Below are 24899 nucleotides of genomic sequence, written 5' to 3'. Positions count from 1 at the left end.
GGATCCGCAGGGTGCTGTGGATTGCGGACGGTTCCGGCGCAGTGCCCACTCGAGGTGTACACCCGCCAAGACCATAGGATAGAGACTCGTGACTCCAGCTGACCTTGCAGATCTCCTTCGCGCCACTGCGGCGAAGGTGCTTGTCGAACGCGGACTGGACCCCGCGGTCCTGCCCGACGAGGTCACTGTCGAGCGCCCCCGCAACCCCGAACACGGTGACTATGCCACGAATGTGGCGATGAAGGTCGCGAAAAAGGCGGGCGCGAATCCGCGCGATCTGGCGACCTGGCTCGCCGAGGCGTTGAGCGCCGCCGACGAGGTGGCCTCCGCCGAGGTCGCCGGGCCCGGCTTCCTGAACATCCGGCTGGCCGCGTCCGCGCAGGGCGCGATCATCGAGCAGGTGCTCGCCGCCGGCGCCGCCTACGGCAGCGGGGAGACGCTGGCGGGCACCCGGATCAACCTGGAGTTCGTCTCGGCGAACCCGACCGGTCCGGTGCATCTCGGCGGCACCCGCTGGGCCGCGGTCGGCGACGCGCTGGGCCGGATCCTGGCCGCGCAGGGCGCCGACGTGGTGCGCGAGTACTACTTCAACGATCACGGCGCGCAGATCGAGCGCTTCGCCCGGTCGCTGGTCGCGGCGGCCACCGGCGCGCCGACCCCGGACGACGGGTACGCGGGCGCCTACATCGGCGAGATCGCGAACACGATCGTGACCGCGCACCCGGACGCGCTGTCCCTGCCCGAGGACGAGCGGCAGGAGCTGTTCCGCGCCGAGGGCGTCGAGCTGATGTTCGCCCAGATCCGGCAAACGCTGCACGAGTTCGGCACCGACTTCGACGTGTTCTTCAACGAGAGTTCGCTGTTCGAGTCCGGCGCGGTGGAGCAGGCCGTGGCCAAGCTCAAGGATTCCGGCGATCTTTATGAAAAAGACGGCGCCTGGTGGATCGCGAGTTCGGAATACGGCGACGATCAGGATCGCGTCGTCATCAAAAGCGACGGCAAGCCCGCCTATGTGGCCGGCGATATCGCCTACTTCCAGAACAAGCGGGACCGCGGTTTCGATCTGTGCATTTACATGCTCGGCGCCGACCATCACGGATATATCGGCCGGCTGAAGGCGATCGCGTCGGTTTCCGGCGATGATCCGGCGACCGTCGAGGTGCTGATCGGGCAGATGGTGAATCTGCTCAAAGACGGTGTCGCGGTGAAAATGAGCAAGCGTGCGGGCACCGTGGTCACGCTCGAGGATTTGGTCGAGGCGATCGGCGTCGACGCCGGGCGGTACGTGCTCGTGCGGTCCTCGGTGAATTCGAGCATCGATATCGACCTGGACCTCTGGACCAGCCAGAGCAGCGAGAACCCGGTCTACTACGTGCAATACGCGCACGCGCGGACCGCGTCGATCGCGCGCAACGCGGCCGAGCTCGAATACGACAAGGTGACTCCGGACCTCGCGCTGCTGACCTCCGACGAGGAGGGCGAGCTCATCCGCACCCTCGGCGAGTACCCGAGGGTGGTGAGCAGCGCCGCGAGCCTGCGCGAGCCGCACCGGGTCGCCCGCTACCTGGAGGAACTGGCCGGTACCTACCACCGCTTCCAGACCAACAAGAACCTGCGCGTGCTGCCCCTCGGGGACGAGCCCGTGAGTCCCACCAACGCCGCGCGCCTGGTGCTGGTCAACGCGACCCGTCAGGTCCTCGCGAACGGCCTCGCCCTGCTCGGCGTCAGCGCACCGGAGCGCATGTGAACGGGCACAAGGACTTTCAGACGAGCGCCAGGGAGGAAGAACTATCATGAGTGCGCATCCTGCTGGGCCTCGGCACGCCGAGATCCCGCACGCCCCCAACCTGCCGGAGCGCCCCCGCGATCCGCAGCAGCTGATCGATCTGCCGGCGAATGTGTGGCCGCGCAACGCGTCCCGCGACGACGACGGCGTGGTGCGGCTGGCGGGTGTGCCGGTGCACGAGCTGGCCGCCGAATTCGGCACGCCGCTGTTCGTGATCGACGAGGACGATTTCCGTTCGCGCTGCCGCGACATGGTGCGCGCGTTCGGCCCGAACGCGCGAGTCCACTACGCGTCCAAGGCTTTTCTGTGCGGCGAGATCGCCCGCTGGATCCGGGACGAGGGCCTGTCGCTGGACGTGTGCTCCGGCGGCGAGCTCGCGGTGGCCCTGCACGCGGGCTTCCCGGCTGAGCGAATTGCGTTGCACGGCAACAACAAGTCGGCGACCGAGCTGGAAGCCGCGGTAGCCGCCGGGGTCGGGCACGTGGTGGTCGACTCGCTGATCGAGATCGAGCGGCTGGAGGCCATCGCGGGCCGGGCCGGCGTAGTCCAAGACGTGCTGGTCCGGGTCACCGTCGGCGTGGAAGCCCATACGCACGAATACATTTCGACCGCGCACGAGGACCAGAAGTTCGGCTTCTCGATCGCCGGCGGCGACGCCATGGAGGCGCTCGCGCGCGTCTTCGACGCGGACAACCTGCGCCTGGTCGGCCTGCACAGCCACATCGGTTCGCAGATCTTCGAGATCGACGGCTTCGAGATCGCCGCGCGCCGCATGCTGCGATTGCTGCACGACGCCATCGAGAAGTTCGGCGTCGAGCGCACCGCGCAGATCTCCACGCTGGATCTCGGTGGCGGACTTGGTATTTCGTACCTGCCCAACGACGACCCGCCGCCGCTGGACGACTTCGCCGGCAAGGTGCGCGACCTGGTCGCCGCCGAGGCGGCCGCCATCGGCCTGCCCGAGCCGAAGATCGCGGTGGAACCCGGCCGCGCCATCGCCGGGCCGGGCACGGTCACGCTGTACGAGGTCGGCACCATCAAGGACGTCTCCCTCGACGGCGGTCTGCGCCGGCGCTACATCAGCGTCGACGGCGGCATGAGCGACAACATCCGCCCGGCGCTGTATCAGGCGGACTACGACTGCCGCCTGGTCTCGCGCTCGTCCGAGGCCGCCGCGGTGGTCGCGCGCGTCGTCGGAAAGCATTGCGAGAGTGGCGATATCGTCATCCGCGATACCTGGATGCCGGCGGACGTCGGCCCCGGCGATCTGGTCGCCGTCGCCGCGACCGGCGCGTACTGCTACTCGATGTCCAGCCGATACAACCAGCTGACCCGCCCCGCGGTGGTCGCGGTACGCGACGGGCAACCGCGACTCATTCTGCGCCGGGAAACGGTGGCGGACCTGCTCAGCTTGGAGGTTGAATCATGACAAACCCCGCACCGAACACCTGGGGGAGAGATCAACCGATCGGCGTCGCGGTCCTCGGCATGGGCAATGTCGGCACCGAGGTCGTGCGGATCCTGCGTGACCACTCCGAAGACCTGCGGTCCCGCGTCGGCGCGCCGCTGGTGCTGCGCGGCGTCGCGGTCCGCAACCTGGACAACGATCGCGGCCTGCCGCCGCACCTGCTGACCACCGACGCGGACGCCCTGGTCGCCCGCGAGGACGTCGACCTGGTGGTCGAGGTGATCGGCGGCATCGATCCGCCGCGCCGGCTGATCCTGGCCGCGCTGAACGCCGGCAAATCCGTGGTGACCGCGAACAAGGCGCTGCTGGCCGACTACACCGGCGAACTCGCGGCGGCCGCCGAACGCAACCGCGCCGACCTCTACTTCGAGGCCGCGGTGGCCGGCGCGATCCCGGTGGTCCGCCCGCTGATCCAGTCGCTGGCCGGTGACCGGGTCAACCGGGTGGTCGGCATCGTCAACGGCACCACCAACTTCATCCTCTCCGCGATGGACGAGACCGGCGCCGACTACGAGGTCACGCTGAAGGAGGCCACCCGCCTCGGTTACGCGGAGGCCGATCCGACCGCCGACGTGGAGGGCTACGACGCCGCCGCCAAGGCCGCGATCCTCGCCTCGCTCGCGTTCCACACCCGGGTTACCGCGGCGGACGTGTACCGCGAGGGCATCTCCAAGATCAGTTCCGAGGATCTGGAGACCGCGTCCGCGCTGAACTGCACGGTCAAATTGCTGGCCATCTGCGAGCGGGTGCCCGCCGGACCGGGCGAGCCGAGCGTGGCCGAGGGCGGCAAGGACCGCGTGTCGGTGCGCGTCTACCCGGCGCTGGTCCCGCGCAAGCATCCGCTGGCCGCGGTGAGCGGCGCGTTCAACGCGGTGGTCGTCGAGGCGGAGAACGCGGGCAGGCTGATGTTCTACGGACAGGGCGCCGGCGGCGCGCCGACCGCGTCCGCGGTGCTCGGCGATCTGGTGATGGCCGCGCGCAACAAGTTCTACGGTGGCCGCGCCCCCGGCGAATCGGTTTATGCTGAGCTACCGATCGCGCCGATCGGCGATACACCCACCCGCTATCACGTGAACCTGCAGGTGGCAGACCGTCCCGGGGTACTTGCCGCGGTGGCGGGCGAATTCGCCAAGCACGGGGTGAGCATCTCGACCGTCCGCCAAGAGGGGCACGGCACGGGAGCTCGCTTGGTCGTGGTTACCCACCACGCCGTGGAATCTGCGCTCGCGGACACCGTCACCGCCTTGGGCGAGATGGAATCCGTCACATCAATCACCAGTGTTCTGAGATTGGAAGGCACCGAAGAATGAGTACGGCCAGGGGACGGCAGACGGCGGAGCCGGCGGGGTGGGTAAGCGCCGGCGTGGCGCCGCAAGCAGGAGTGCACTCCCGCTGGCCGGGTCTGATCGCGGCATACCGCGATCGGATTGCCGGTGCGGCCGAGTGGGAGCCGGTCACCCTGTACGAGGGCGGCACGCCGCTGGTGCCCGCACCGTATCTGTCCGAATTGACCGGATGTGACGTTTATCTCAAGGTCGAGGGGCTGAACCCGACCGGCTCGTTCAAGGACCGCGGCATGACCGTCGCGATCACCGATGCCAAGTACCAGGGCCAGCAGGCGGTGCTCTGCGCGTCCACCGGCAACACCTCGGCATCCGCCGCGGCCTATGCCACCCGCGCGGGCATGACCTGCGCCGTGCTGATCCCGCAGGGCAAGATCGCGATGGGCAAGCTGGCCCAGGCGGTCATGCTGGGCGCCAAGATCATTCAGGTGGACGGCAACTTCGACGACTGCCTGGAGCTGGCCCGCAAGGTCACCTCGGACTTCCCCAGCATCGGCCTGGTGAACTCGGTGAACCCGGCCCGCATCGAGGGCCAGAAGACCGCGTCGTTCGAGATCTGCGACGTGCTCGGCCGGGCGCCCGACGTGCACGCGCTGCCGGTGGGCAACGCGGGCAACATCACCGCGTACTGGCGCGGCTACCGCGAGTACTACGCCGACGGCATCACCACCCAGCTGCCGCGCATGCTCGGCGTGCAGGCCGCGGGCGCCGCTCCGCTGGTCAACGGCGCCCCGGTGAGCAACCCGGAGACCATCGCGACGGCTATCCGGATCGGCGCGCCCGCGTCCTGGAACGGCGCGATGGCGGCCAAGGAGGAGTCCGGTGGCGCGTTCCGCGCGGCCACCGACGACGAGATCCTGGCGGCGTACCGCCTGGTCGCCGCGCACGAGGGCGTGTTCGTCGAGCCCGCCTCGGCGGCCAGCGTGGCCGGCCTGCTCGCCGCGCACAAGGAGGGCTGGCTGGACTCCGGCCTGACCGTCGTGTGCACCGTCACCGGCAACGGGCTCAAGGATCCCGACACCGCGCTGCTGGGAATGCCGCAGGTGCAGGCGATTCCGGTCGACCCGGTCGCGGTCGCCCACGAACTAGAGCTGGCCTGAGTTGAGTTCGCGCGAAGGCCAGTTGTATGTGCGTCCGCGGGCGGCGAGCATGAGTCGCACGCTGCCCGCGGGACTTTCGGTAACCGCGCGGGTGCCGGCGTCCAGCGCGAACCTCGGTCCCGGGTTCGATTCGCTCGGTATGGCTTTGGGGATCTACGACGAGATCGAGGTGCGCACTACCGATTCCGGGCTCAACATCCGGGTCGAGGGTGAGGGCGCCGACGACGTCCCCTGGGGCCCTTCACATCTCGTGGTGCGCGCGATCGAACGCGGCCTCGAGTCCGCGGGCGTCTGGGCGGACGGCCTCGATGTGGTGTGCCGCAACGTGATTCCGCATTCGCGCGGGCTCGGTTCCTCGGCCTCGGCCGTGGTCGGCGGGCTGGCCGCGGGCTGCGCGATCGCGGCGGAGTTCGATGCCGCGCTGGCCACCTCGGACGACCAATTGGTGCAGCTGGCATCGGAATTCGAAGGTCACCCGGACAACGCGGCGGCCAGCGTGCTGGGCGGCATCGTGGTGTCCTGGACCGAGACCGACCGGGCCGCCGACATCGGTCAGGACGGCGTGCCGGTGGCCGAGCATCACGGCCGGGTCTACCGGGCCGTGCGGTTGGACGCGCATCCGACGCTGCGACCGGTCGTGCTCATTCCGGAAGAACGCTCCGCGACCGCGCACACCAGGGGTTTGCTGCCCGAGACGGTGCCGCACGGCGACGCCGCGTTCAACGTCAGCCGGGCGGCCCTGGCCGTGGTGGCGCTGACCCAGCGCCCGGACCTGCTGATGCCCGCGACGGCCGACCGGCTGCACCAGACCCAGCGTGCGCCCGCGCTACCGCTGACCACCGCCTGGGTTTCCCGGCTGCGCGCGGCCGGTATCGCGGCCACCGTGTCGGGCGCCGGTCCCACCGTTTTGGCCCTGGGTACCAGCGAATTCCCTGCCGAACTCCGTGAACTCGCGGCGCTGGACGGGTTGCGGGTGGTCGAACCAGGACTGGCCGATGGAGTCCTGATCGACTGACGGCGCGTCTGGCTTGCCGAGATTCGCAATGGGCAGCTATCCTGAGCGAGTCCGTACATCGTGCGCATCAGACGCCGGTGCTTCATCAGGGCAATCGCTCCAGCAGGCTCCAGGCTCGAGCCTCCAGGCCATGGGGGTGCTGCGTAGCTGCGCAACTGGAATGATCACTCCCCACCTCACACCACCGGTGGCGAAGCGGACGGACGCATCCGAGTCCGGCAGAATGCCCGGACTGCGGGACGAACCCTCGAAACAGCACACGGCAATCGGGGGAAGGAAAGGATTTCCGTGACAGATACGGACCTGCTCGCGACACCCGGGGTGGAATCCAACCCAACATCTCCGGGGGACCGCGAAAGTGACTCCGGACAGATTTCGAAGATGAGCGAACAAACCGACGTCGCACGATCGGGGCTGACTGGAATGTTGTTGCCGCAGTTGCGCGCGCTCGCGGGGGAGCTCGGTATCCGAGGCACCTCCGGAATGCGCAAAGGCGATTTGATCGCCGCAATCAAGGAAAATCAGGCCGGTAAACCGGCCAAGGGTGAAAAGCCCGAAGGGGGACAGGCCAAGTCCGCGGTTTCCGCCAAGGCCGATACGCCCGGTAATACGGAAGCGCCGGCCACTCGGTCGACGCCCGCTCGGGCCGAACAGGGAACCCTCGATATGGATCCCGCACCGGCGAAGAAGGAAACTCCGGTTGTCGAGGCGGCTGCCCCGGCGAAGGAATCCGCTCCCGTGAACTCGGCGCCGGCCGAGACCACGTCCGCCAACCCGGCCGAATCCACCGAGGATTCCGGTCGCGATGGCGGTCAGCGTGGTCGTGGTCGGCAGCGGCGCGGCCGTGACCAGGCGCGATCCGGTGGCGGTGAGACCGCTTCGACCGATGCGCGTGGTGACGAGCCGAAGCAGGACACCGAGCAGGGCGAGCGGCGCCGTGAGCGCAACCAGTCGGGCGAGCGTAACCAGTCCGACCGCAATCAAGGTGAGCGCAACCAGGGCGGTGAGCGTAATCAGGGCGATCGCAACCAGTCCGGTGACCGCGCGCAGTCGGGCGAGCGGAATCAGTCGGGTGAGCGCGGCCAGTCCGGCGAGCGCAACAACCAGAACGGCAACGGCGGCGGAAATGCCGGCGGCGGCCGGAACAACGATCGCAATAACGCGCGCAATAACAATGACGACGACGAAGGCGACGGTCGCGGTCGGCGCGGGCGTCGATTCCGTGAGCGGCGTCGTGGGCGTGACCGCGAGCCGGGCACCGGTGGCGGCGAGGCACGCGAGCTCGAGATCCGTGACGACGACGTCCTCCAGCCGGTCGCGGGCATCCTCGACGTGCTGGACAACTACGCCTTCGTCCGCACCTCGGGTTACCTGGCCGGGCCGAACGACGTGTACGTCTCGATGAACCTGGTCCGCAAGAACGGCCTGCGCCGCGGTGACGCGATCACCGGTGCGGTGCGTGCTCCGCGCGACGGTGAGCAGAACAACCAGCGCCAGAAGTTCGATCCGCTGGTCCGTCTCGACACGGTCAACGGCGGCGACGTCGAGGACTCCAAGCGGCGGCCCGAGTTCAGCAAGCTCACCCCCCTCTACCCGAATCAGCGCCTGCGCTTGGAGACTCAGCCGAACAAGCTGACCACCAGGGTCATCGACCTGATCATGCCGATCGGCAAGGGCCAGCGCGCCCTGATCGTCTCGCCGCCGAAGGCCGGTAAGACGACGATCATGCAGGACATCGCGAACGCCATCGCCATCAACAACCCCGAGGTCTACCTCATGGTCGTGCTGGTCGACGAGCGTCCGGAAGAGGTCACCGACATGCAGCGTTCGGTGAAGGGTGAGGTCATCGCCTCGACCTTCGACCGGCCGCCGGGCGACCACACCTCGGTCGCCGAGCTCGCCATCGAGCGGGCCAAGCGACTGGTGGAAATGGGCAAAGACGTTGTGGTGCTGCTCGACTCGATCACTCGATTGGGCCGCGCGTACAACAACTCCTCGCCCGCTTCGGGTCGAATCCTGTCCGGTGGTGTCGATTCCACCGCGCTGTACCCGCCCAAGCGGTTCCTCGGCGCGGCGCGCAACATCGAGAACGGCGGCTCGCTCACCATCATCGCGACCGCGATGGTGGAGACCGGATCCACCGGTGACACGGTCATCTTCGAGGAATTCAAGGGCACCGGTAACGCGGAGCTCAAGCTGGACCGCAAGATCGCGGAACGGCGCGTGTTCCCCGCGGTGGACGTGAACCCGTCCGGTACCCGTAAGGACGAGCTACTGCTCAACCCGGACGAGGCCGCGGTGCTGCACAAGCTGCGTCGCGTACTGTCCGGCCTGGACTCGCACCAGGCGATCGATCTGCTGATCGACCGTCTGAAGAAGTCCAAGAACAACCTCGAGTTCCTGATGCAGGTGAGCAAGACCGCGCCTGGCGCCTTGGACGAGTAGGTCCGCACGTTGTATTGCCGAGAGGGCTCCGTGAAAGCGGGGCCCTCTCGGCGTTTGCGGGCCGAAGAACAGGACTCCGATGCCGGCCGCGCCGCTGATCAGGTAACCGAGGATGATCGCCGAATTCGCCACCGCACTCCCCTCCGGAGCGGTGGTCGAGGACTGGACATAGACGGCGGTTCCCGGCGCGGCCGTGGTCGCGGTGTCCGGAAGGGCACACCAGCCGACCGCGACAGCGAGAATCAACAGACCGAAAATCGCGGACGCGACCCGGATGTTCACAAGTTCTCCCTTCGCTGATCACGGCACGCCGTTGTGCTGGGGTTTCAACTCTATGAACGAAGCTGTTCGTGTACGTGAGTAGCGAACTACCCGTCTTCAGGGTCCCGGAGGCACCGGCCGAGCGCGTGCCCGGACTTCCTGGGGCGGCAGCGATGGGGGAGTACCTAGGGCGGGAACAAACCACTTGCCGGGGGTGTTTTGGGAGCGTAGGGACTGTTCTGGCATACTGAACGGTCGTTGCGTCTGCTCTGTTTCGAGCAGGCCTCCCGCCTAAGTCGGCTCCGGTTCACGTTCGCCGCGAATCTCGCGTGAACGACCCGGCGGCCAATATCGAGAGGACACCCATGAAGGCAGGAATTCACCCGACGTATGTCGAGACCACGGTCGTCTGTGGTTGTGGCAATACCTTCCAGACTCGCAGCACCAAGGAGTCCGGACACATCAACGTCGAGGTCTGCTCGCAGTGCCACCCGTTCTACACCGGCAAGCAGAAGATCCTCGACACCGGTGGCCGCGTGGCCCGCTTCGAGGCCCGCTACGGCAAGCGTGCCGGTAAGAAGGCCGACGCGGACGACACCGCAGCCAAGTAGCTTCCTCGCCGACGCCCGGTCCTGCTCACGCAGGCCGGGCGTCGGTGTTTTGTATGCGGTCCTTTCAAAGAGAAAGAGGAAGCACAGTGACGCAACCGTCCGCGATCGACGACATTCTGGCCGAGCACGCCGGTCTGGAGACGCAGCTGTCCGATCCGGCGCTGCACAATGATCCGGGCGCGGCGCGCCGGGTCGGCAAGCGATTCGCCGAGCTCGCGCCGATCATGGCCACCTACACCAAGCTGAAGTCCGCGCGCGACGATCTCGCCGCCGCGCAGGAACTCGGCGCCGACGACGCGACCTTCGCCGCCGAGGTGCCCGAGCTGGAACGCCAGGTCGCCGAGCTGGAGCAGACCCTCGCGGACCTGCTCGCCCCGCGCGACCCGCACGACGGCGACGACGTGGTGCTCGAGGTGAAATCCGGTGAGGGCGGCGAGGAATCGGCGCTGTTCGCCTCCGACCTCGCGCGGATGTACGTCCGCTATGCCGAACGGCACGGCTGGAAGGTCGAGATCCTCGACGTCACCGTGTCCGATCTCGGCGGGTACAAGGACGCGACGCTGTCGATCAAGAGCCGCGACGCCGCGCGCGACGGCGTCTGGTCGCGATTCAAGTTCGAGGGCGGCGTGCACCGGGTGCAGCGCGTTCCGGTGACCGAGTCGCAGGGCCGCATCCACACCTCCGCCGCCGGCGTGCTGATCTACCCGGAACCCGACGAGGTCGAGGCGGTGCAGATCGACGAAACCGACCTGCGCATCGACGTTTACCGCTCGTCCGGCAAGGGCGGCCAGGGCGTCAACACCACCGACTCCGCCGTCCGCATCACCCACCTGCCCTCCGGCATCGTGGTGACCTGCCAGAACGAGCGTTCGCAGCTGCAGAACAAGGCCCGCGCCATGCAGGTGCTGGCCGCGCGCCTGCAAGCCCTCGCCGAGGAGCAGGCCGATCAGGAAGCCGCGGCGGGCCGGGCCAGCCAGATCCGCACGGTGGACCGTTCCGAGCGCATCCGCACCTACAACTTCCCGGAGAACCGGATCGCCGATCACCGCATCGGTTTCAAGGCGCACAACCTGGACGCCGTGCTGGACGGCGACATGGACGCGCTGCTCGACGCCCTCGGCAAAGCCGATCGCGAAGCTCGAATGGCCGCGGAATAAACACCTTTCGGGAAGAGTCACCGACATGTCCATGACCCGTGAAGCGCTGCGCCCGGCCATCAACGACGCCATCGAGACGTTGCGTCGGGCCGGGGTGCACAGTCCGCAGGCCGATGCGGAGCAGTTGGCCGCACACGTGATCGGGGTGCAGCGCAGCAGGCTGGTGCTCACCCCGTTGGTCGCGCCGGATCAGCTGGCCGAGTTCCGCGCGCTGGTCGACCGGCGCGCGCAGCGAATTCCGTTGCAGCACTTGACCGGAACCGTCGCGATGGGGGAGATCGACCTGGCCGTCGGGCCCGGCGTCTTCGTGCCGCGACCGGAAACCGAGCTGCTGTTCGCCTGGGCGCTGGCGCAGCTCGAGGCACTGCCACACGATCACGCGCCGATCGTCGTCGACCTGTGCACCGGCTCCGGGGCGCTGGCGCTGGCCATCGCGCACGCGCGTCCCGACGCGGATGTCCGCGCGGTGGAACTCGATCCGGCCGCGCTGCATTGGGCTCGGCGCAATGCCGACCAGTGCATCGCCGACGGCGACACGCCCATCACGCTGTATGCCGACGACGTCACCGATCCGACCCTGCTGACCGAACTCGACGGCCGAGTCGACCTCGTCGTGTCCAACCCGCCCTACATCCCCGACGGCGCGCAGCTGGATCCCGAAGTCGCCGACCACGATCCGCATCTGGCGCTGTTCGGCGGCCCAGACGGCCTGGACGTCATCCGCGGCATGCTCCCCACCATCACCCGCCTGCTGCGCCCCGGCGGTGCCACCGCGATCGAGCACGACGACGCCAACGGCGCCGACCTCGCGGCCCTGCTGGGCAAACAGGGTGACTTCGCCGACATCGCCGAACACCCCGACCTCGCGGGCAAGCCCCGCTTCGTCGTCGCGACGCGTTCCTGACCGCCCGATGCCCGGATTGCGGTATTCACCGCGGCCCTCGACTGGGGGATGCTGGTCTCCGCGCGTGCCCGTGACAGGATGGTGGCCGTGAGTACCGTCTATGACTGCGCGGATCCCGACACCCGCGCCGCCGGACTGACCGCAGCCACCAGCGCCCTGAAGTCCGGGCGACTCGTCGTGCTGCCCACCGACACGCTCTACGGCCTGGCCGCGGACGCTTTCGATTCCACCGCGGTGAGCTCGCTGCTCGCGGCCAAGCGCCGGGGCCGCGACATGCCGGTGCCGGTGCTGGTCGGTTCCTGGCACACCATCGACGGACTGGTCTTCTCGGTCCGCCCGCAGGCCCGCGAGCTGATCCGGGCGTTCTGGCCCGGCGGCCTGAGTCTCGTTGTGCAGCAGGCTCCTTCGCTCGCCTGGGATCTCGGCGACACGCGGGGCACGGTGATGCTGCGGATGCCGCTGCACCCGGTGACCCTGGAACTGCTGCGCGAGGTCGGCCCGCTCGCCGTGTCCAGCGCCAACGTCTCCGGCCAGCCGCCGGCCAAGACCTCCGACGAGGCCCGCGAGCAACTGGGCGACCTGGTCAACGTCTACCTCGACGGCGGCCCGGCCGACCACGCCGTCGCCTCCACCATCGTCGATCTCACCGCCGATCAGCCGCGCATCCTGCGCGAGGGCGCGGTACCCATCGCGGACATCGCCGACGTGCTCGGCATGTCGCCGGAGGCGCTGACCGGCGCCTCCATCCGATGATCGGTGGGTGCCGCGGATGACCGGTTCGGGTGCAGTCGTCCCTTTGCGGGAGCTATTGCTCGTCCTGCTCATCTCCGCGGTCGTGACCTTCCTGGCCACCGGCGGCATCCGGGTGCTCGCCATCGGCTTCGGCGCCGTGGCGGTGCCGCGCGATCGTGACGTGCACGTCAAGCCGATCCCGCGGATGGGCGGCGTCGGCATCTACGTCGGGGTGGTCGCGGCGATGCTGTTCGCCTACCGGCTCCCCGCGCTGCGGCGTGGTTTCGACTACACCCCGAACATCCCGCTCGCGGTCCTGGTGGCGAGCACGATCATCGTCGCGGTCGGCATCGTCGACGACCGCTGGGGCCTGGACGCGCTGACCAAGTTCGCCGGTCAGGTGACCGCCGCCGGTGTGATGGCCGTCATGGGCCTGAGCTGGTACAGCATCTACAACCCGTTCAACAACACCACCGTGTTCCTCGACGCGCTGCAAGGCGGCCTGATCACGGTCGCGGTCACGGTGACCCTGGTCAACGCGATGAACTTCGTCGACGGGCTGGACGGTCTCGCGGCCGGGCTCGGCCTGATCGCGGCGGTCGCGGTGTTCATCTTCGCGATCGGCCTGATGAACCAGCAGGGCGGCTCGGTCGACACCTATCCGCCGGCCTTGCTGGCCGCCGCGCTGGCCGGCGCCTGTCTGGGCTTCCTGCCGCACAACTTCCAGCCCGCGCGGATCTTCATGGGTGACTCCGGCTCGATGCTGATCGGCCTGGTCCTGGCCGCGGTCTCGACCAGCGCATCCGGGCGGATCCCGCTGCAAGGCTTCGGCACCCGCGACATCGTCGGCCTGCTGTCGCCGCTGCTGCTGGTCGGCGCGGTCATGTTCATTCCGGTGCTCGATCTGGTGCTGGCCATCATCCGGCGGGTGCGCGCGGGTGTGAGCTTCTCCACTCCGGACAAGATGCACCTGCACCACCGATTGCTGCAGATCGGCCATTCGCATCGTCGCGTGGTGCTGCTCATCTACTTGTGGGTCGGCATCCTCGCGTTCGGCGCGGTCGGCACGGCATTGATGAACCTCACACTGGTCGTGCTGCTGGTCGCGGGCGGGCTGGTCTTCGCCCTGGTGGTGACCGCCATTCCCGGGCTGCGCCGCGGGGAGGCAGCGGGGGACCGGCCACCGTCCGGGTAAGGTTCGCGAATGTGAACTTCACTCCCACCCCGGTCCCCGGTCCCGACGCCCCGCTCAAGGCGGCGTTGCGCTACGGCTTGATCGGTTTGGGCGCGCTGATTGTGTTGTCCGTCGCAATCGGCGCCGCGGCCGCGGGTATGCCCGGCCTGTGGGGTGCGTTGATCGGCTCGGCTATCGGCGGCGGCTTCATTCTGACCACCGCCGCGGTGGTGTTGTTCGGCGCCAAATTGCCGCCGTCCACGGCCGGCATGGTGATGCTCGCCAGCTGGGTGGGTAAAATGCTGGTTGCCCTTTTGGTCATAGCAATACTGAATCAATTCGACTTTTATGACCGAATGGTCCTTTTCCTGACTGTGATCGGCGCGCTGGTCATCGTGCTCGGTGCCGAGACGTATGGCGTTGTCAGACAGAAGGTTCCGTACGTGACGGTGCCGGATTCGACCCCGGAATCGCCCGCTCGGGAAGATTGATCCCCACCCACCTACACGCTGTCGTAGATAACTTGGTAAAGTGTTGGTAAGCAAGCAACCAAGCGAGGGGGGATCGCCAAGATCCCTCCGAGTGCCGCTATGCTTACTGCCGTGCCGGGCTCTGAGGGTTCCGGTTCTGCATGTCGACGATGTCGCCGACACACGTACAGACGCCAGGTGGAATCAGAACCCGCCGCACAGCTGCTGACGAACTTCGAGCCGACCTGAGTCGACCCAAATTGATCGTCAATGTCCGATCGAACCGTGGGATCAACCGAACCCACGGCCCGAACACGGGAGAGAACGCTGAGCGTCACCACTTTGGCGGGCGAGTTCCACGCGCCATCGCTGTCCGACTTCTTCCCTCCAGCGCTGCTGTTCGAGGGTACGCCGTTCGAACTCGATCGTTTGATGCTTATCAGGCTGATCATGTCGGCGGTCCTGATTGTCGTGATGCTGCTGGCTTTCCGGAATCCCCGTCTCGTCCCGCGCGGACTGCAGAACATCGCCGAAACCGGTCTGGTGTTCGTCAAGGAGCAGATTTCCGACGAGATCCTCGGTAAGGAAACCGGTCGCAAGTACTTTCCGCTGATCGCGACAATCTTCTTCTCGGTGCTCTTTCTGAACTTCTCCGGCATCGTTCCGGGTTTGAACATCTCGTCGAACGCCCGAATCGGCTTTCCGCTGGTGCTCGCCCTGATCGCCTACATCGCGTTCAACTACGTGGGTATCAAGAAGTACGGGTTCTGGACCTACCTGCGCAGCAGCGTCGTGGTGCCGAATGTGCCGCCCGCGCTGCACGTGCTGCTGATTCCGATCGAGTTCGTCTCGACGTTCATCCTGCGTCCGTTCACGCTGACCGTCCGACTCATGGCCAACATGCTGGCCGGCCACATCATGCTGGTGCTTTTCTTCAGCGCCACCTGGTTCTTCCTGTTCGACGCGGTCGCGTGGATGAAGGTGTTCTCGCCGTTCTCGCTGCTCGCGGGTCTCGGGTTCACCCTCTTCGAACTCCTGGTCATCTTCTTGCAGGCCTACGTATTCGCCCTGCTGACCGCGGTCTACATCGGACTTGCGCAGCACGCAGATTCGCACTGACCCACAACTACCGGATACCTGCTACACACGCCGACCGGCGGGTGAGCAACAGAAAGGGAAATGGAACCTCATGAGCCTCGCTTACTTGGCCCAGGAAGCCGCTTCGAACTCTGACAAGATCAAGGGCTACGGCGCCATCGGCTACGGTCTCGCCGCCATCGGCCCCGGCATCGGCGTTGGCATCGTTGTCGGTAAGGCGATCGAGGGCATTGCCCGTCAGCCCGAGCTCCAGGGCACGATCCGTACCAACATGTTCCTCGGTATCGCGTTCACCGAGGCCCTCGCCCTGATCGGCCTTGTGGCCGGGTTCATCTTCTGATTGCCATGAACGGGCTTTCTGTGTTCGCCGCGGATGCGGGGGAAGACATCAACCCCCTCATCCCCGAGACATACGACATTGTGTGGTCGGTGGTCTGCATCGCGATCATCGGCGTCGTTTTCTACAAATATGTGATCCCGCGCTTGCTCAAGGTGCTCGACGAGCGCAGCGATAAGATCGAGGGCGGCATCGCTCGGGCCGAGGCCGCGCAAGAAGAGGCCCAGCTCACACTGCAGCAGTACCAGCAGCAGCTGGCCGAAGCTCGGCTCGAGGCATCGCGCATCCGTGAGGACGCGCGCACCCAGGGTCAGCAGATCCTCGCGCAGATGCGCGCGGACGCGCAGGCCGAAAGTGATCGCATCGTTGCCGCTGGCCAGAGCCAGTTGGAAGCACAGCGCCAGCAAATCCTTACCGAACTGCGCTCCGAACTCGGCCATACCGCCGTAGATTTGGCCGAAAAGATTATCGGGCAGTCGGTTTCGGACGAAGCTAAGCAGGCGGCGTCGATCGAGCGGTTCCTGACCGAACTCGACGACGAGTCGAAAGCCGGCATCGGGGTCGGAAGGTAGCGACGCGAAAGTGAGAAGCATGTACGCAGCGAGCCGCGAGGCCTGCGCCCGGTCTCGGGAGGCGCTCAGGGCCGCTCTGACCGGAAGCGACAGTGTCGCGGCCACAACGGGTTCCGAACTGTTCGCCGTTGTCGCCGTGCTGGACGACCAGCGTTCGCTGCGTGTTGCGCTCGCGGACGTGTCGGTGCCCGGTTCGGTCCGGGCCGAGCTCAGTGAACGGGTCTTCGGCGGCAAGGTCAGCCCGGCCACGCAGGCCGTGCTGACCACCGCCGTGGCCCAGGACTGGTCCCGGACCGCCGACCTGGTCGACACCCTGGTGTTGCTCGGGCAAGAGGCGTTGCTGGAGTCGGCGGCCGACAGCGGCCGGCTCGACGCGGTCGAGGACGAGCTGTTCCGGCTCGGCCGGATCATCAGCGACAACCCCGACCTCGAGCAGGCCCTCGCCGACCGGACCAAGCCGGCCGAGGCCAAGCGGGAACTGATCGATCGCCTGCTCACCGGCAAGACCGAATCCATCACCCTAACCCTGGCTGAGCAGGTGGTGACCAGGCAGAAGACGGCAGTCGGGGTGGCATTCGACGAACTGTCCGACCTGGCCGCGGCCCGTCGCGACCAGATCGTGGCGCACGTGCGTGCGGCGATCGAACTGTCTGCGCAGCAGCGCGAGCGGCTCGCCGCCTCGCTGAACCGCATCTACGGCAAGCCGATCCAGGTGCACGTACAGGTCGACCCGAGTCTGCTGAGCGGGCTGGTCGTACACGTCGGCGACGACGTGATCGACGGCAGCGCCATCGGCCGGCTCGAACGGCTGCGTCGGTCCCTGACCTGACGTCCTACTTCCCCCCGACATTCGACACAGCGAGAGCAGGAAGAACATGGCGGAGCTGACGATCTCCTCCGACGAGATCCGTAGCGCGATCGAGAGCTACACGCAGAGCTACACCCCCGAGACCTCCATCGAAGAAGTCGGTGTTGTCACCGACACTGCCGACGGCATCGCGCATGTCAGCGGCCTGCCTTCGGCAATGGCCAATGAGCTGCTGGAGTTCCCGGGTGGCGTGCTCGGCGTGGCGCTGAACCTCGAAGACCGCTCGATCGGTGCGGTCATCCTCGGCGAGTACGCCGACCTCGAAGAGGGCCAGCAAGTCCGCCGGACCGGCGACGTGCTCTCGGTTCCGGTCGGCGACAAGTTCCTCGGCCGCGTGGTCGACCCGCTCGGCCAGCCGATCGACGGCCTGGGCGAGATCGAGGCCGAAGAGCAGCGCGTGCTCGAACTGCAGGCCGCCTCGGTGCTGGAGCGTCAGCCGGTCGAGGAGCCGCTGGCCACCGGCATCACCGCCATCGACGCCCTGACCGCGATCGGCCGGGGCCAGCGTCAGCTGATCATCGGCGACCGCAAGACCGGCAAGACCGCGGTCTGCATCGACGCGATCCTCGCGCAGAAGGCGAACTGGGATTCCGGTGACCCGGCCAAGCAGGTGCGCTGCATCTACGTCGCCGTCGGCCAGAAGGGTTCCACCATCGCGGGCGTCAAGTCCGCGCTGGAGGCCCGTGGCGCGCTGGAGTACACCACCATCGTCGCCGCCCCCGCGTCGGACTCCGCCGGCTTCAAATGGCTTGCGCCGTACACCGGTTCGGCCATCGGCCAGCACTGGATGTACCAGGGCAAGCACGTCCTCATCGTGTTCGACGACCTGACCAAGCAGGCCGAGGCGTACCGCGCCATCTCGCTGCTGCTGCGTCGCCCGCCGGGCCGCGAGGCGTACCCGGGTGACGTCTTCTACCTGCACTCCCGCCTGCTGGAGCGTTGCGCGAAGCTGTCCGACGAGCTGGGCGCCGGCTCGATGACCGGCCTGCCGATCATCGAGACCAAGGCCAACGACATCTCGGCGTTCATCCCGACCAACGTCATCTCGATCACCGACGGCCAGGTCTTCCTCGAGTCCGACCTGTTCAACAAGGGCGTCCGCCCGGCGATCAACGTCGGTACCTCGGTCTCCCGTGTCGGTGGCGCGGCCCAGACCAAGGGCATGAAGAAGGTCGCGGGCTCGCTGCGTCTGGAAATGGCGCAGTTCCGCGAGCTGGAGGCGTTCTCCGCGTTCGCCTCCGACCTCGATGCCGCGTCGCTGGCGCAGCTCGAGCGCGGTGCCCGCTGGGTCGAGCTGCTCAAGCAGGACCAGTACTCCCCGGTCGCCGTCGAGGATCAGATCGTCTCGATCTTCCTGGTCGACGACGGTCGCTTCGACTCGGTTCCGGTCGCCGACATCCGTCGGTTCAACAGCGAACTGCTCGAGCACCTGCACCGCGCCGCGGCCGACGCCTTCAAGTCGATCGAGGGTGGCAAGGTGCTCAAGGACGAGGCCGCCGACCAGATCAAGTCGGAGACCGACAAGTTCAAGCAGGGCTTCCTCGCCTCCGACGGCAGCCGTGTGGTGAACGAGGCCGAGGCGGGCGATCTCGAGCACGAAGAGGTCGAGACGCTCTCGGTCACCCGCAAGCACGTCGAGAAGTGACCCAGGTCCGGGACTGATGCGAGTTTTTCGTAAAGACGAGGCGAATGAAGGGAGTGTGAACCGCTGATGGCAAGTTTGCGTGAATTGCGCTCCCGCATTCGTGGTGTGAATTCGATCAAGAAGATCACCAAGGCCCAGGAGCTGATCGCGACCTCGCGAATCTCCAAGGCGCAGGCCAGGGTTGCGGCCGCCAAGCCGTATGCCGAGGAGATCACCAAGGTCCTCGGTGAACTGGCGAACGCGTCGAAGAACCTGACCCACCCACTGCTGACCGAGCGCGCCGAGCCGCGCCGGGCGGCGGTGCTGGTGATCACCAGTGACAGCGGCATGGCCGGTGGCTACAACTCCAACGTGCTCAAGCGCGCCGAAGAGTTGATGCACACGCTGCGTGGCGAGGGCAAGGAGCCGGTGATCTACGTGATGGGCAACAAGGGCCTCACGTACTACACCTTCCGCAACCGCACCCCCGTCGCCTCGTGGGCCGGGTTCTCGCAGCAGCCGAAGTACTCCGATGCCTCGGCCGCCTGCAACCACCTGGTCGAGGCGTTCATGGCCGGCTCCGAGGGCGTGGTTCCCGCGCCGAACGGCACCGGCGACATCGCGGGCGTGGACGAGCTGCACATCGTGTACACGCGGTTCGTGTCGATGCTGACCCAGACCCCGGAGGTGCGCCGGCTGGCGCCGATCCAGGTCAGTTACGTCGACGAGAACTTCGACATGGGTGAGGACTTCGTGTCCGATTCGCCGACGGCGGATGTGCACGCGCAGTACGAGTTCGAGCCCGACGCCGATGTGCTGCTGGCGGCCCTGCTGCCGAAGTACATCAACACGCGTATCTACTCATCGTTGCTCGAGGCAGCGGCATCCGAGTCCGCGGCTCGGCGCACCGCAATGAAGGCAGCCACCGATAACGCCAACGACCTCGCCACGGATCTTTCCCGGCAGGCGAACTCGGTGCGGCAGGCCCAGATCACGCAGGAAATCAGCGAAATTGTCGGCGGCGTAAACGCGCTGGCTTCGAGCTCGGACCGCGACTAAGCGCAGGAAGAGAAAAATGACCGCAGCAGTCACGCAAGACAACACGAGTCGGACCGGCGCAGACTCAGGTCGCGTCGTCCGAGTCATCGGCCCCGTCGTCGACGTCGAGTTCCCTCGGGGCTCGATCCCAGAGCTGTTCAACGCTCTGCACGCCGAGATCACCCTCACCTCGGTGGCCAAGACGCTGACCCTCGAGGTCGCCCAGCACCTCGGCGACGGCATCGTGCGTTGCATCTCCATGCAGCCCACCGACGGCCTGGTCCGGAGCGCCCCCGTCACCGACACCGGCAAGCCGATCTCGGTGCCGGTCGGCGACGTGGTCAAGGGCCACGTGTTCAACGCCCTCGGCGATTGCCTGGACAGCCCGGGCCTTGGCCGCGACGGCGAGCAGTGGGGCATCCACCGCAAGCCCCCGTCATTCGACCAGCTCGAGGGTAAGACCGAGATCCTGGAGACGGGCATCAAGGTCATCGACCTGCTCACCCCGTACGTGAAGGGTGGCAAGATCGGCCTGTTCGGTGGCGCCGGTGTCGGCAAGACCGTGCTCATCCAGGAGATGATCACCCGTATCGCGCGGGAGTTCTCCGGTACCTCCGTGTTCGCCGGCGTCGGCGAGCGCACCCGTGAGGGCACCGACCTCCGCCTGGAAATGGAAGAGATGGGCGTCCTCCCGGACACCGCCCTCGTCTTCGGCCAGATGGACGAGCCGCCGGGCACCCGTATGCGCGTCGCCCTCTCGGCCCTCACCATGGCCGAGTACTTCCGCGACGTGCAGCACCAGGACGTGCTGCTGTTCATCGACAACATCTTCCGGTTCACCCAGGCCGGTTCCGAGGTGTCGACCCTGCTCGGCCGGATGCCGTCGGCCGTCGGTTACCAGCCGACCCTCGCGGACGAGATGGGTGAGCTCCAGGAGCGCATCACCTCGACCCGTGGTCGGTCGATCACCTCGCTGCAGGCGATCTACGTGCCCGCCGACGACTACACCGACCCGGCGCCGGCCACCACCTTCGCCCACCTCGATGCGACGACCGAGCTTTCCCGCCCGATCTCGCAGAAGGGCATCTACCCGGCCGTCGACCCGCTGACCTCGACCTCCCGCATCCTGGAGGCGTCGATCGTCGGCGAGCGGCACTTCGCCGTGGCCAACGAGGTGAAGCGGATCCTGCAGAAGTACAAGGAACTGCAGGACATCATCGCCATCCTCGGCATGGACGAGCTCTCCGAAGAGGACAAGGTCCTCGTCGGCCGCGCCCGTCGCCTGGAGAAGTTCCTCGGCCAGAACTTCATCGTGGCCGAGAAGTTCACCGGCCAGGTCGGTTCGGTGGTTCCGCTGGAGCAGACCATCGACGACTTCGACCGGGTCTGCAAGGGCGAGTTCGACCACTTCCCGGAGCAGGCGTTCAACAGCTGCGGTGGCCTCGACGATGTCGAGGCGGCCGCGAAGAAGATCGCCGGAAAGTAGTCCCCGATGTCGGAAATGTCAGTTGATCTCGTCGCCGTCGAACGGCTGCTCTGGTCCGGCCAGGCAACGTTCGTGGCCGCGCAGACCACCGAGGGTCAGATCGGCATCATGCCGGGACACGAGCCGCTGCTCGGCCAGTTGGTCGAGGGCGGCACGGTGGCCATCGTCTCCACCGAGGGCGAGCGCATCGTCGCGGCGGTGCACGGCGGCTTCTTCTCGGTGACCGCAACCACGGTCCGGATCCTGGCCGAGTCGGCGGAGTTCGCCGACGAGGTGGATGTCGAGGCGGCCCGCCGGGTGCTGGCCGACTCGGCGGCCAGCGAAGAGGACCAGCTGGCCGCGCAGGCCCAGGTCCGCGCGGCCGAGCAGGCCGCGAACGCGTAAGAGACAATCGGATACCGAGCACGAGACTGTCGGCGGCGAAGGGATCTTCGCCGCCGACAGTCGTCTTAAAAGCACTGACGGTCGTCTTAATACACGGCCCCCCAGTTTGTAAACTCGGTGTCGTGGTTGAATGACCGCACGGCGGCGACGCCACGGCGACAGAGCGAAGGGACGAACTGCATTGCAGACCGGGATGGTTCTCCTGATCATTCTGGTGCTCACGCTCGTGTTCTTGGCCCTCGCGTCGACCTATCGCTTGATCATGTTGCGGCGCGGCGGAACTGCCGCACTGTTGCGGGTGCTGCCCGCGCGCGGTGGTCAGGGTTGGCGGCACGGATTGATCCGGTATGACGAGGACCGAATGGTCTTTTTCAAGTTGACCAGTCTGAAACTCGGACCCGACTGCACAATTCGCCGGCAAGGCATCGAGATCGGCGACCGGCGCGGACCGGTCGGCGACGAATTCGACATCATGAGCGACGACATCGCGGTGATCGCGGTCTCCGATCGGGACGGCAGTTTCGAGCTGGCCCTGGATCGGGCGTCGCGGACCGCATTTCTTTCCTGGGTGGAATCGCGCCCATCCGACCGCACGCGCCGGATGCGCTGAGCTCGCGGAATCAGTTGTTGCCTCGGCAGCGGTTAGGGTTGGTCCTGTGAGTGTTCATCTGACGCGGATCTACACGCGCACCGGCGACGACGGGACCACCGGTCTCAGCGATTTCTCCCGGGTGGCGAAGACCGATCCGCGCCTGGTCGCGTACGCCGATTGCGATGAGACGAACGCCGCAATCGGGGTGGCGATCGCGCTCGGGCAGCCCGCGGAGCAGTTGCGCGAGGTACTGCTGCAGATACAGAACGATCTGTTCGATGCCGGCGCGGATCTGTCTACCCCGGTTGTCGCGGAGCCGAAGTACCCGCCGCTGCGCATCACCCAGCTCTACATCGATCGGCTCGAGGGTTGGTGCGATGAGTTCAATGCTGAACTGCCGGCACTGAATTCGTTCATCCTGCCCGGCGGGACCCCGCTGGCGGCGCTGCTGCACACGGCCCGCACGGTGGCGCGGCGCGCGGAGCGGTCGGCCTGGGCGGCGGTCGAGACACACCCGGACGACACGAACGTTTTGCCGGCCAAGTACCTCAACCGGCTCTCGGATCTGCTCTTCATCCTGAGCCGCGTGGCCAATCCAGGCGGCGATATCCTGTGGAAGCCCGGCGGAACCAGGTCGAGCACCTGATAATGCTCGAGACACGAGGACACACGTTCTCGAGTTCATGGGTAAACACCCCGGGTATACCCAGAACTCCACCGGCACCCGACCGCCGGCCCGTAACCGAACTACCGTGGCACCCACCAGTGCGCTGAATACCCGGAGTGGCGGAACAGAGCCGCAACTATCCTTGCACCCAACAGTGCGCCGAATACGCGGAGAGGCGGCATGGAACGGTTTTTGGTTACCGGCGGGAATCGACTCGTCGGTGAAGTCGCGGTGGGGGGCGCCAAGAACAGCGTCCTCAAGCTGATGGCCGCTGCCTTGCTGGCCGAAGGCACCACCACGATCACGAACTGCCCGGACATTCTCGACGTGCCGCTGATGGGTGACGTGCTGCGCGGCCTCGGCTGCGACGTCGCGATCGATGCGGGGGTGGTCACCATCGACACCCCGGCCGAACCGAAGTACCACGCGGACTTCCCCGCGGTGACGCAGTTCCGCGCGTCGGTCTGTGTGCTCGGCCCGCTGATGGCGCGCTGCAAGCGCGCGGTCGTCGCGCTGCCCGGCGGTGACGCGATCGGTTCCCGTCCGCTGGATATGCACCAGGCCGGTCTGCGGTTGCTCGGCGCGACCAGCGAGATCGAGCACGGTTGCGTGGTCGCGCGGGCCGACGAGCTGCAGGGCGCCAAGATTCGGCTCGACTTCCCCTCGGTGGGGGCGACCGAGAACATCCTGATGGCCGCCGTGCTCGCCGAGGGCGAGACCGTCATCGACAACGCCGCGCGCGAACCCGACATCGTCGATCTGTGCAACATGCTGGTGCAGATGGGCGCCCGGGTCACCGGTGCGGGCACGTCGGTACTGACCGTGCAGGGCGTGAAGCGCCTGTCGCCGACGACGCACCGCGTGATCGGCGACCGCATCGTGGCCGCGACCTGGGGCATCGCCGCGGCGATGACCATGGGTGATGTCCGGGTGACCGGGGTCAATCCGAAGCACCTGTCCTTGGTGCTGGACAAGCTGCGTTCGGCCGGCGCGCGTATCTCCTTCGAGCAGGACGGTTTCCGGGTCGTGCAGGCCGAGCGGCCGCGCGCGGTCAACTTCTCCACGCTGCCGTTCCCCGGCTTCCCGACCGACCTGCAGCCGATGGCGATCGGGCTCGCCGCGATCGCCGACGGCACGTCGATGATCACCGAGAACGTCTTCGAGGCGCGGTTCCGTTTCGTGGAGGAGATGATCCGGCTCGGCGCCGACGCGCGGACCGATGGTCATCACGCTGTGGTGCGCGGCATTCCGCGGTTGTCGAGTGCGCCGGTGTGGTCGTCCGATATTCGGGCCGGCGCCGGGTTGGTACTCGCCGGTCTGGTTGCCGACGGCACCACCGAAGTGCACGACGTCTTCCACATCGACCGCGGCTACCCGAATTTCGTCGAGCAGCTGCAGGCGTTGGGCGGGGAAGTGAAGCGAGTCGGCGCGGCGGAATGATGCGTTAACGTTGAAAACGCTTCCTGACCAGCGGATTTGACATGATGCACGCAGACACGTAACTTTATTCGAGTCAGAGCGACGCGGACACCGACCCGGTGCCGAGGAGCTGAGCGGAAACGCACAGCGACGGCCAGGGACACGAGGTAGTACGAGGAGCGCCTGACGCTCACACTGGTTCGATCGAGACCCCGATTTGGTTCTGGGGGAACGGCTGAGCTAAGCTGGATAAGTTGCCTCACCGATCAAGCGGACAAGATCCGTGCGATGGTGTGTGCGTGTGTTCTTTGAGAACTCAATAGTGTGTCGATGAATGTCAGTGCCAAT

The 24899-nt window shown here is 66.9% G+C and carries 23 protein-coding genes; all 23 read left to right on the top strand.

Going from position 1 to position 24899, the window contains the following annotated elements; translation table 11 throughout:
- The first annotated feature begins 88 nt into the window (after positions 1-88).
- Positions 89-1747: an arginine--tRNA ligase gene (argS, locus tag AB0M22_RS43780; protein WP_364739434.1), complete on the top strand. Its 1659-nt coding sequence runs from the start codon at positions 89-91 to the stop codon at positions 1745-1747.
- 46 nt (positions 1748-1793) lie between these two features.
- On the top strand, positions 1794-3215 hold the full coding sequence (gene lysA, locus AB0M22_RS43775; protein ID WP_364739432.1) for a diaminopimelate decarboxylase: 1422 nt from the start codon (positions 1794-1796) through the stop codon (positions 3213-3215).
- Positions 3212-4564 carry a homoserine dehydrogenase gene (locus tag AB0M22_RS43770; protein ID WP_364739430.1) on the top strand — a complete coding sequence of 451 codons (1353 nt, stop codon included), beginning with the start codon at positions 3212-3214 and terminating at the stop codon, positions 4562-4564. The genes lysA and AB0M22_RS43770 overlap by 4 nt, the downstream gene beginning before the upstream one ends.
- 71 nt (positions 4565-4635) lie before the next feature.
- Positions 4636-5697 carry a threonine synthase gene (gene thrC, locus AB0M22_RS43765; protein WP_364739540.1) on the top strand — a complete coding sequence of 354 codons (1062 nt, stop codon included), beginning with the start codon at positions 4636-4638 and terminating at the stop codon, positions 5695-5697.
- 49 nt (positions 5698-5746) lie between these two features.
- Complete coding sequence (gene thrB / locus AB0M22_RS43760) at positions 5747-6712, top strand: homoserine kinase (RefSeq protein WP_364739428.1); 966 nt, start codon at positions 5747-5749, stop codon at positions 6710-6712.
- Positions 6713-7093: 381 nt separating this feature from the next.
- Positions 7094-9157 carry a transcription termination factor Rho gene (rho, locus tag AB0M22_RS43755; RefSeq protein ID WP_364739426.1) on the top strand — a complete coding sequence of 688 codons (2064 nt, stop codon included), beginning with the start codon at positions 7094-7096 and terminating at the stop codon, positions 9155-9157.
- A gap of 626 nt (positions 9158-9783) precedes the next feature.
- Entirely contained in the window at positions 9784-10029 is a 246-nt protein-coding gene (gene rpmE, locus AB0M22_RS43750; RefSeq protein WP_364739424.1) for a 50S ribosomal protein L31, read from the top strand.
- Positions 10030-10115: 86 nt separating this feature from the next.
- A complete protein-coding gene (gene prfA / locus AB0M22_RS43745) occupies positions 10116-11186 on the top strand; it encodes a peptide chain release factor 1 (protein ID WP_364739422.1) in 1071 nt (356 codons plus the stop codon).
- A gap of 31 nt (positions 11187-11217) precedes the next feature.
- A complete protein-coding gene (gene prmC / locus AB0M22_RS43740; RefSeq protein ID WP_364739538.1) occupies positions 11218-12090 on the top strand; it encodes a peptide chain release factor N(5)-glutamine methyltransferase in 873 nt (290 codons plus the stop codon).
- Between the two features lie 87 nt (positions 12091-12177).
- Entirely contained in the window at positions 12178-12843 is a 666-nt protein-coding gene (locus AB0M22_RS43735) for an L-threonylcarbamoyladenylate synthase (RefSeq protein ID WP_364739420.1), read from the top strand.
- A gap of 16 nt (positions 12844-12859) precedes the next feature.
- Positions 12860-14017, top strand: a complete 1158-nt coding sequence (locus AB0M22_RS43730; RefSeq protein ID WP_364739418.1) for an MraY family glycosyltransferase — start codon at positions 12860-12862, stop codon at positions 14015-14017.
- Positions 14018-14028: 11 nt separating this feature from the next.
- Positions 14029-14487, top strand: coding sequence for a hypothetical protein (locus tag AB0M22_RS43725; protein WP_364739416.1), 459 nt, complete (start codon positions 14029-14031; stop codon positions 14485-14487).
- A 249-nt stretch (positions 14488-14736) separates the two neighbouring features.
- Positions 14737-15585 carry a F0F1 ATP synthase subunit A gene (gene atpB, locus AB0M22_RS43720; protein WP_364739414.1) on the top strand — a complete coding sequence of 283 codons (849 nt, stop codon included), beginning with the start codon at positions 14737-14739 and terminating at the stop codon, positions 15583-15585.
- 70 nt (positions 15586-15655) lie between these two features.
- On the top strand, positions 15656-15904 hold the full coding sequence (locus AB0M22_RS43715) for an ATP synthase F0 subunit C (RefSeq protein ID WP_150407935.1): 249 nt from the start codon (positions 15656-15658) through the stop codon (positions 15902-15904).
- A 5-nt stretch (positions 15905-15909) separates the two neighbouring features.
- The gene (locus tag AB0M22_RS43710) at positions 15910-16473 is read left to right on the top strand and encodes a F0F1 ATP synthase subunit B (RefSeq protein WP_191094429.1); all 564 of its coding nucleotides are present in this window, start codon (positions 15910-15912) and stop codon (positions 16471-16473) included.
- Positions 16474-16492: 19 nt separating this feature from the next.
- A complete protein-coding gene (locus AB0M22_RS43705) occupies positions 16493-17302 on the top strand; it encodes a F0F1 ATP synthase subunit delta (protein WP_150407933.1) in 810 nt (269 codons plus the stop codon).
- 46 nt (positions 17303-17348) lie between these two features.
- Positions 17349-18986, top strand: a complete 1638-nt coding sequence (gene atpA / locus AB0M22_RS43700; RefSeq protein WP_364739411.1) for a F0F1 ATP synthase subunit alpha — start codon at positions 17349-17351, stop codon at positions 18984-18986.
- 66 nt (positions 18987-19052) lie between these two features.
- Positions 19053-20024 carry a F0F1 ATP synthase subunit gamma gene (locus AB0M22_RS43695; RefSeq protein ID WP_364739410.1) on the top strand — a complete coding sequence of 324 codons (972 nt, stop codon included), beginning with the start codon at positions 19053-19055 and terminating at the stop codon, positions 20022-20024.
- A 16-nt stretch (positions 20025-20040) separates the two neighbouring features.
- Positions 20041-21489 (top strand): F0F1 ATP synthase subunit beta, encoded by a 1449-nt coding sequence (atpD, locus tag AB0M22_RS43690; protein WP_364739408.1) that lies wholly within the window; start codon positions 20041-20043, stop codon positions 21487-21489.
- 6 nt (positions 21490-21495) lie between these two features.
- Positions 21496-21873, top strand: coding sequence for a F0F1 ATP synthase subunit epsilon (locus tag AB0M22_RS43685; protein ID WP_150407929.1), 378 nt, complete (start codon positions 21496-21498; stop codon positions 21871-21873).
- Positions 21874-22066: 193 nt separating this feature from the next.
- Positions 22067-22483, top strand: a complete 417-nt coding sequence (locus tag AB0M22_RS43680) for a DUF2550 domain-containing protein (RefSeq protein ID WP_191094428.1) — start codon at positions 22067-22069, stop codon at positions 22481-22483.
- Positions 22484-22529: 46 nt separating this feature from the next.
- Entirely contained in the window at positions 22530-23111 is a 582-nt protein-coding gene (locus tag AB0M22_RS43675) for a cob(I)yrinic acid a,c-diamide adenosyltransferase (protein ID WP_364739405.1), read from the top strand.
- Between the two features lie 201 nt (positions 23112-23312).
- Complete coding sequence (murA, locus tag AB0M22_RS43670; RefSeq protein WP_150407926.1) at positions 23313-24572, top strand: UDP-N-acetylglucosamine 1-carboxyvinyltransferase; 1260 nt, start codon at positions 23313-23315, stop codon at positions 24570-24572.
- Positions 24573-24899 lie beyond the last annotated feature (327 nt).

It is taken from the genome of Nocardia sp. NPDC051756, from assembly GCF_040681495.1.
In the GTDB taxonomy this organism is placed as follows: Bacteria; Actinomycetota; Actinomycetes; order Mycobacteriales; family Mycobacteriaceae; genus Nocardia.
Note: the sequence above shows the minus strand (reverse complement) of the source record. Positions and strands in the feature narration are given on the sequence as shown.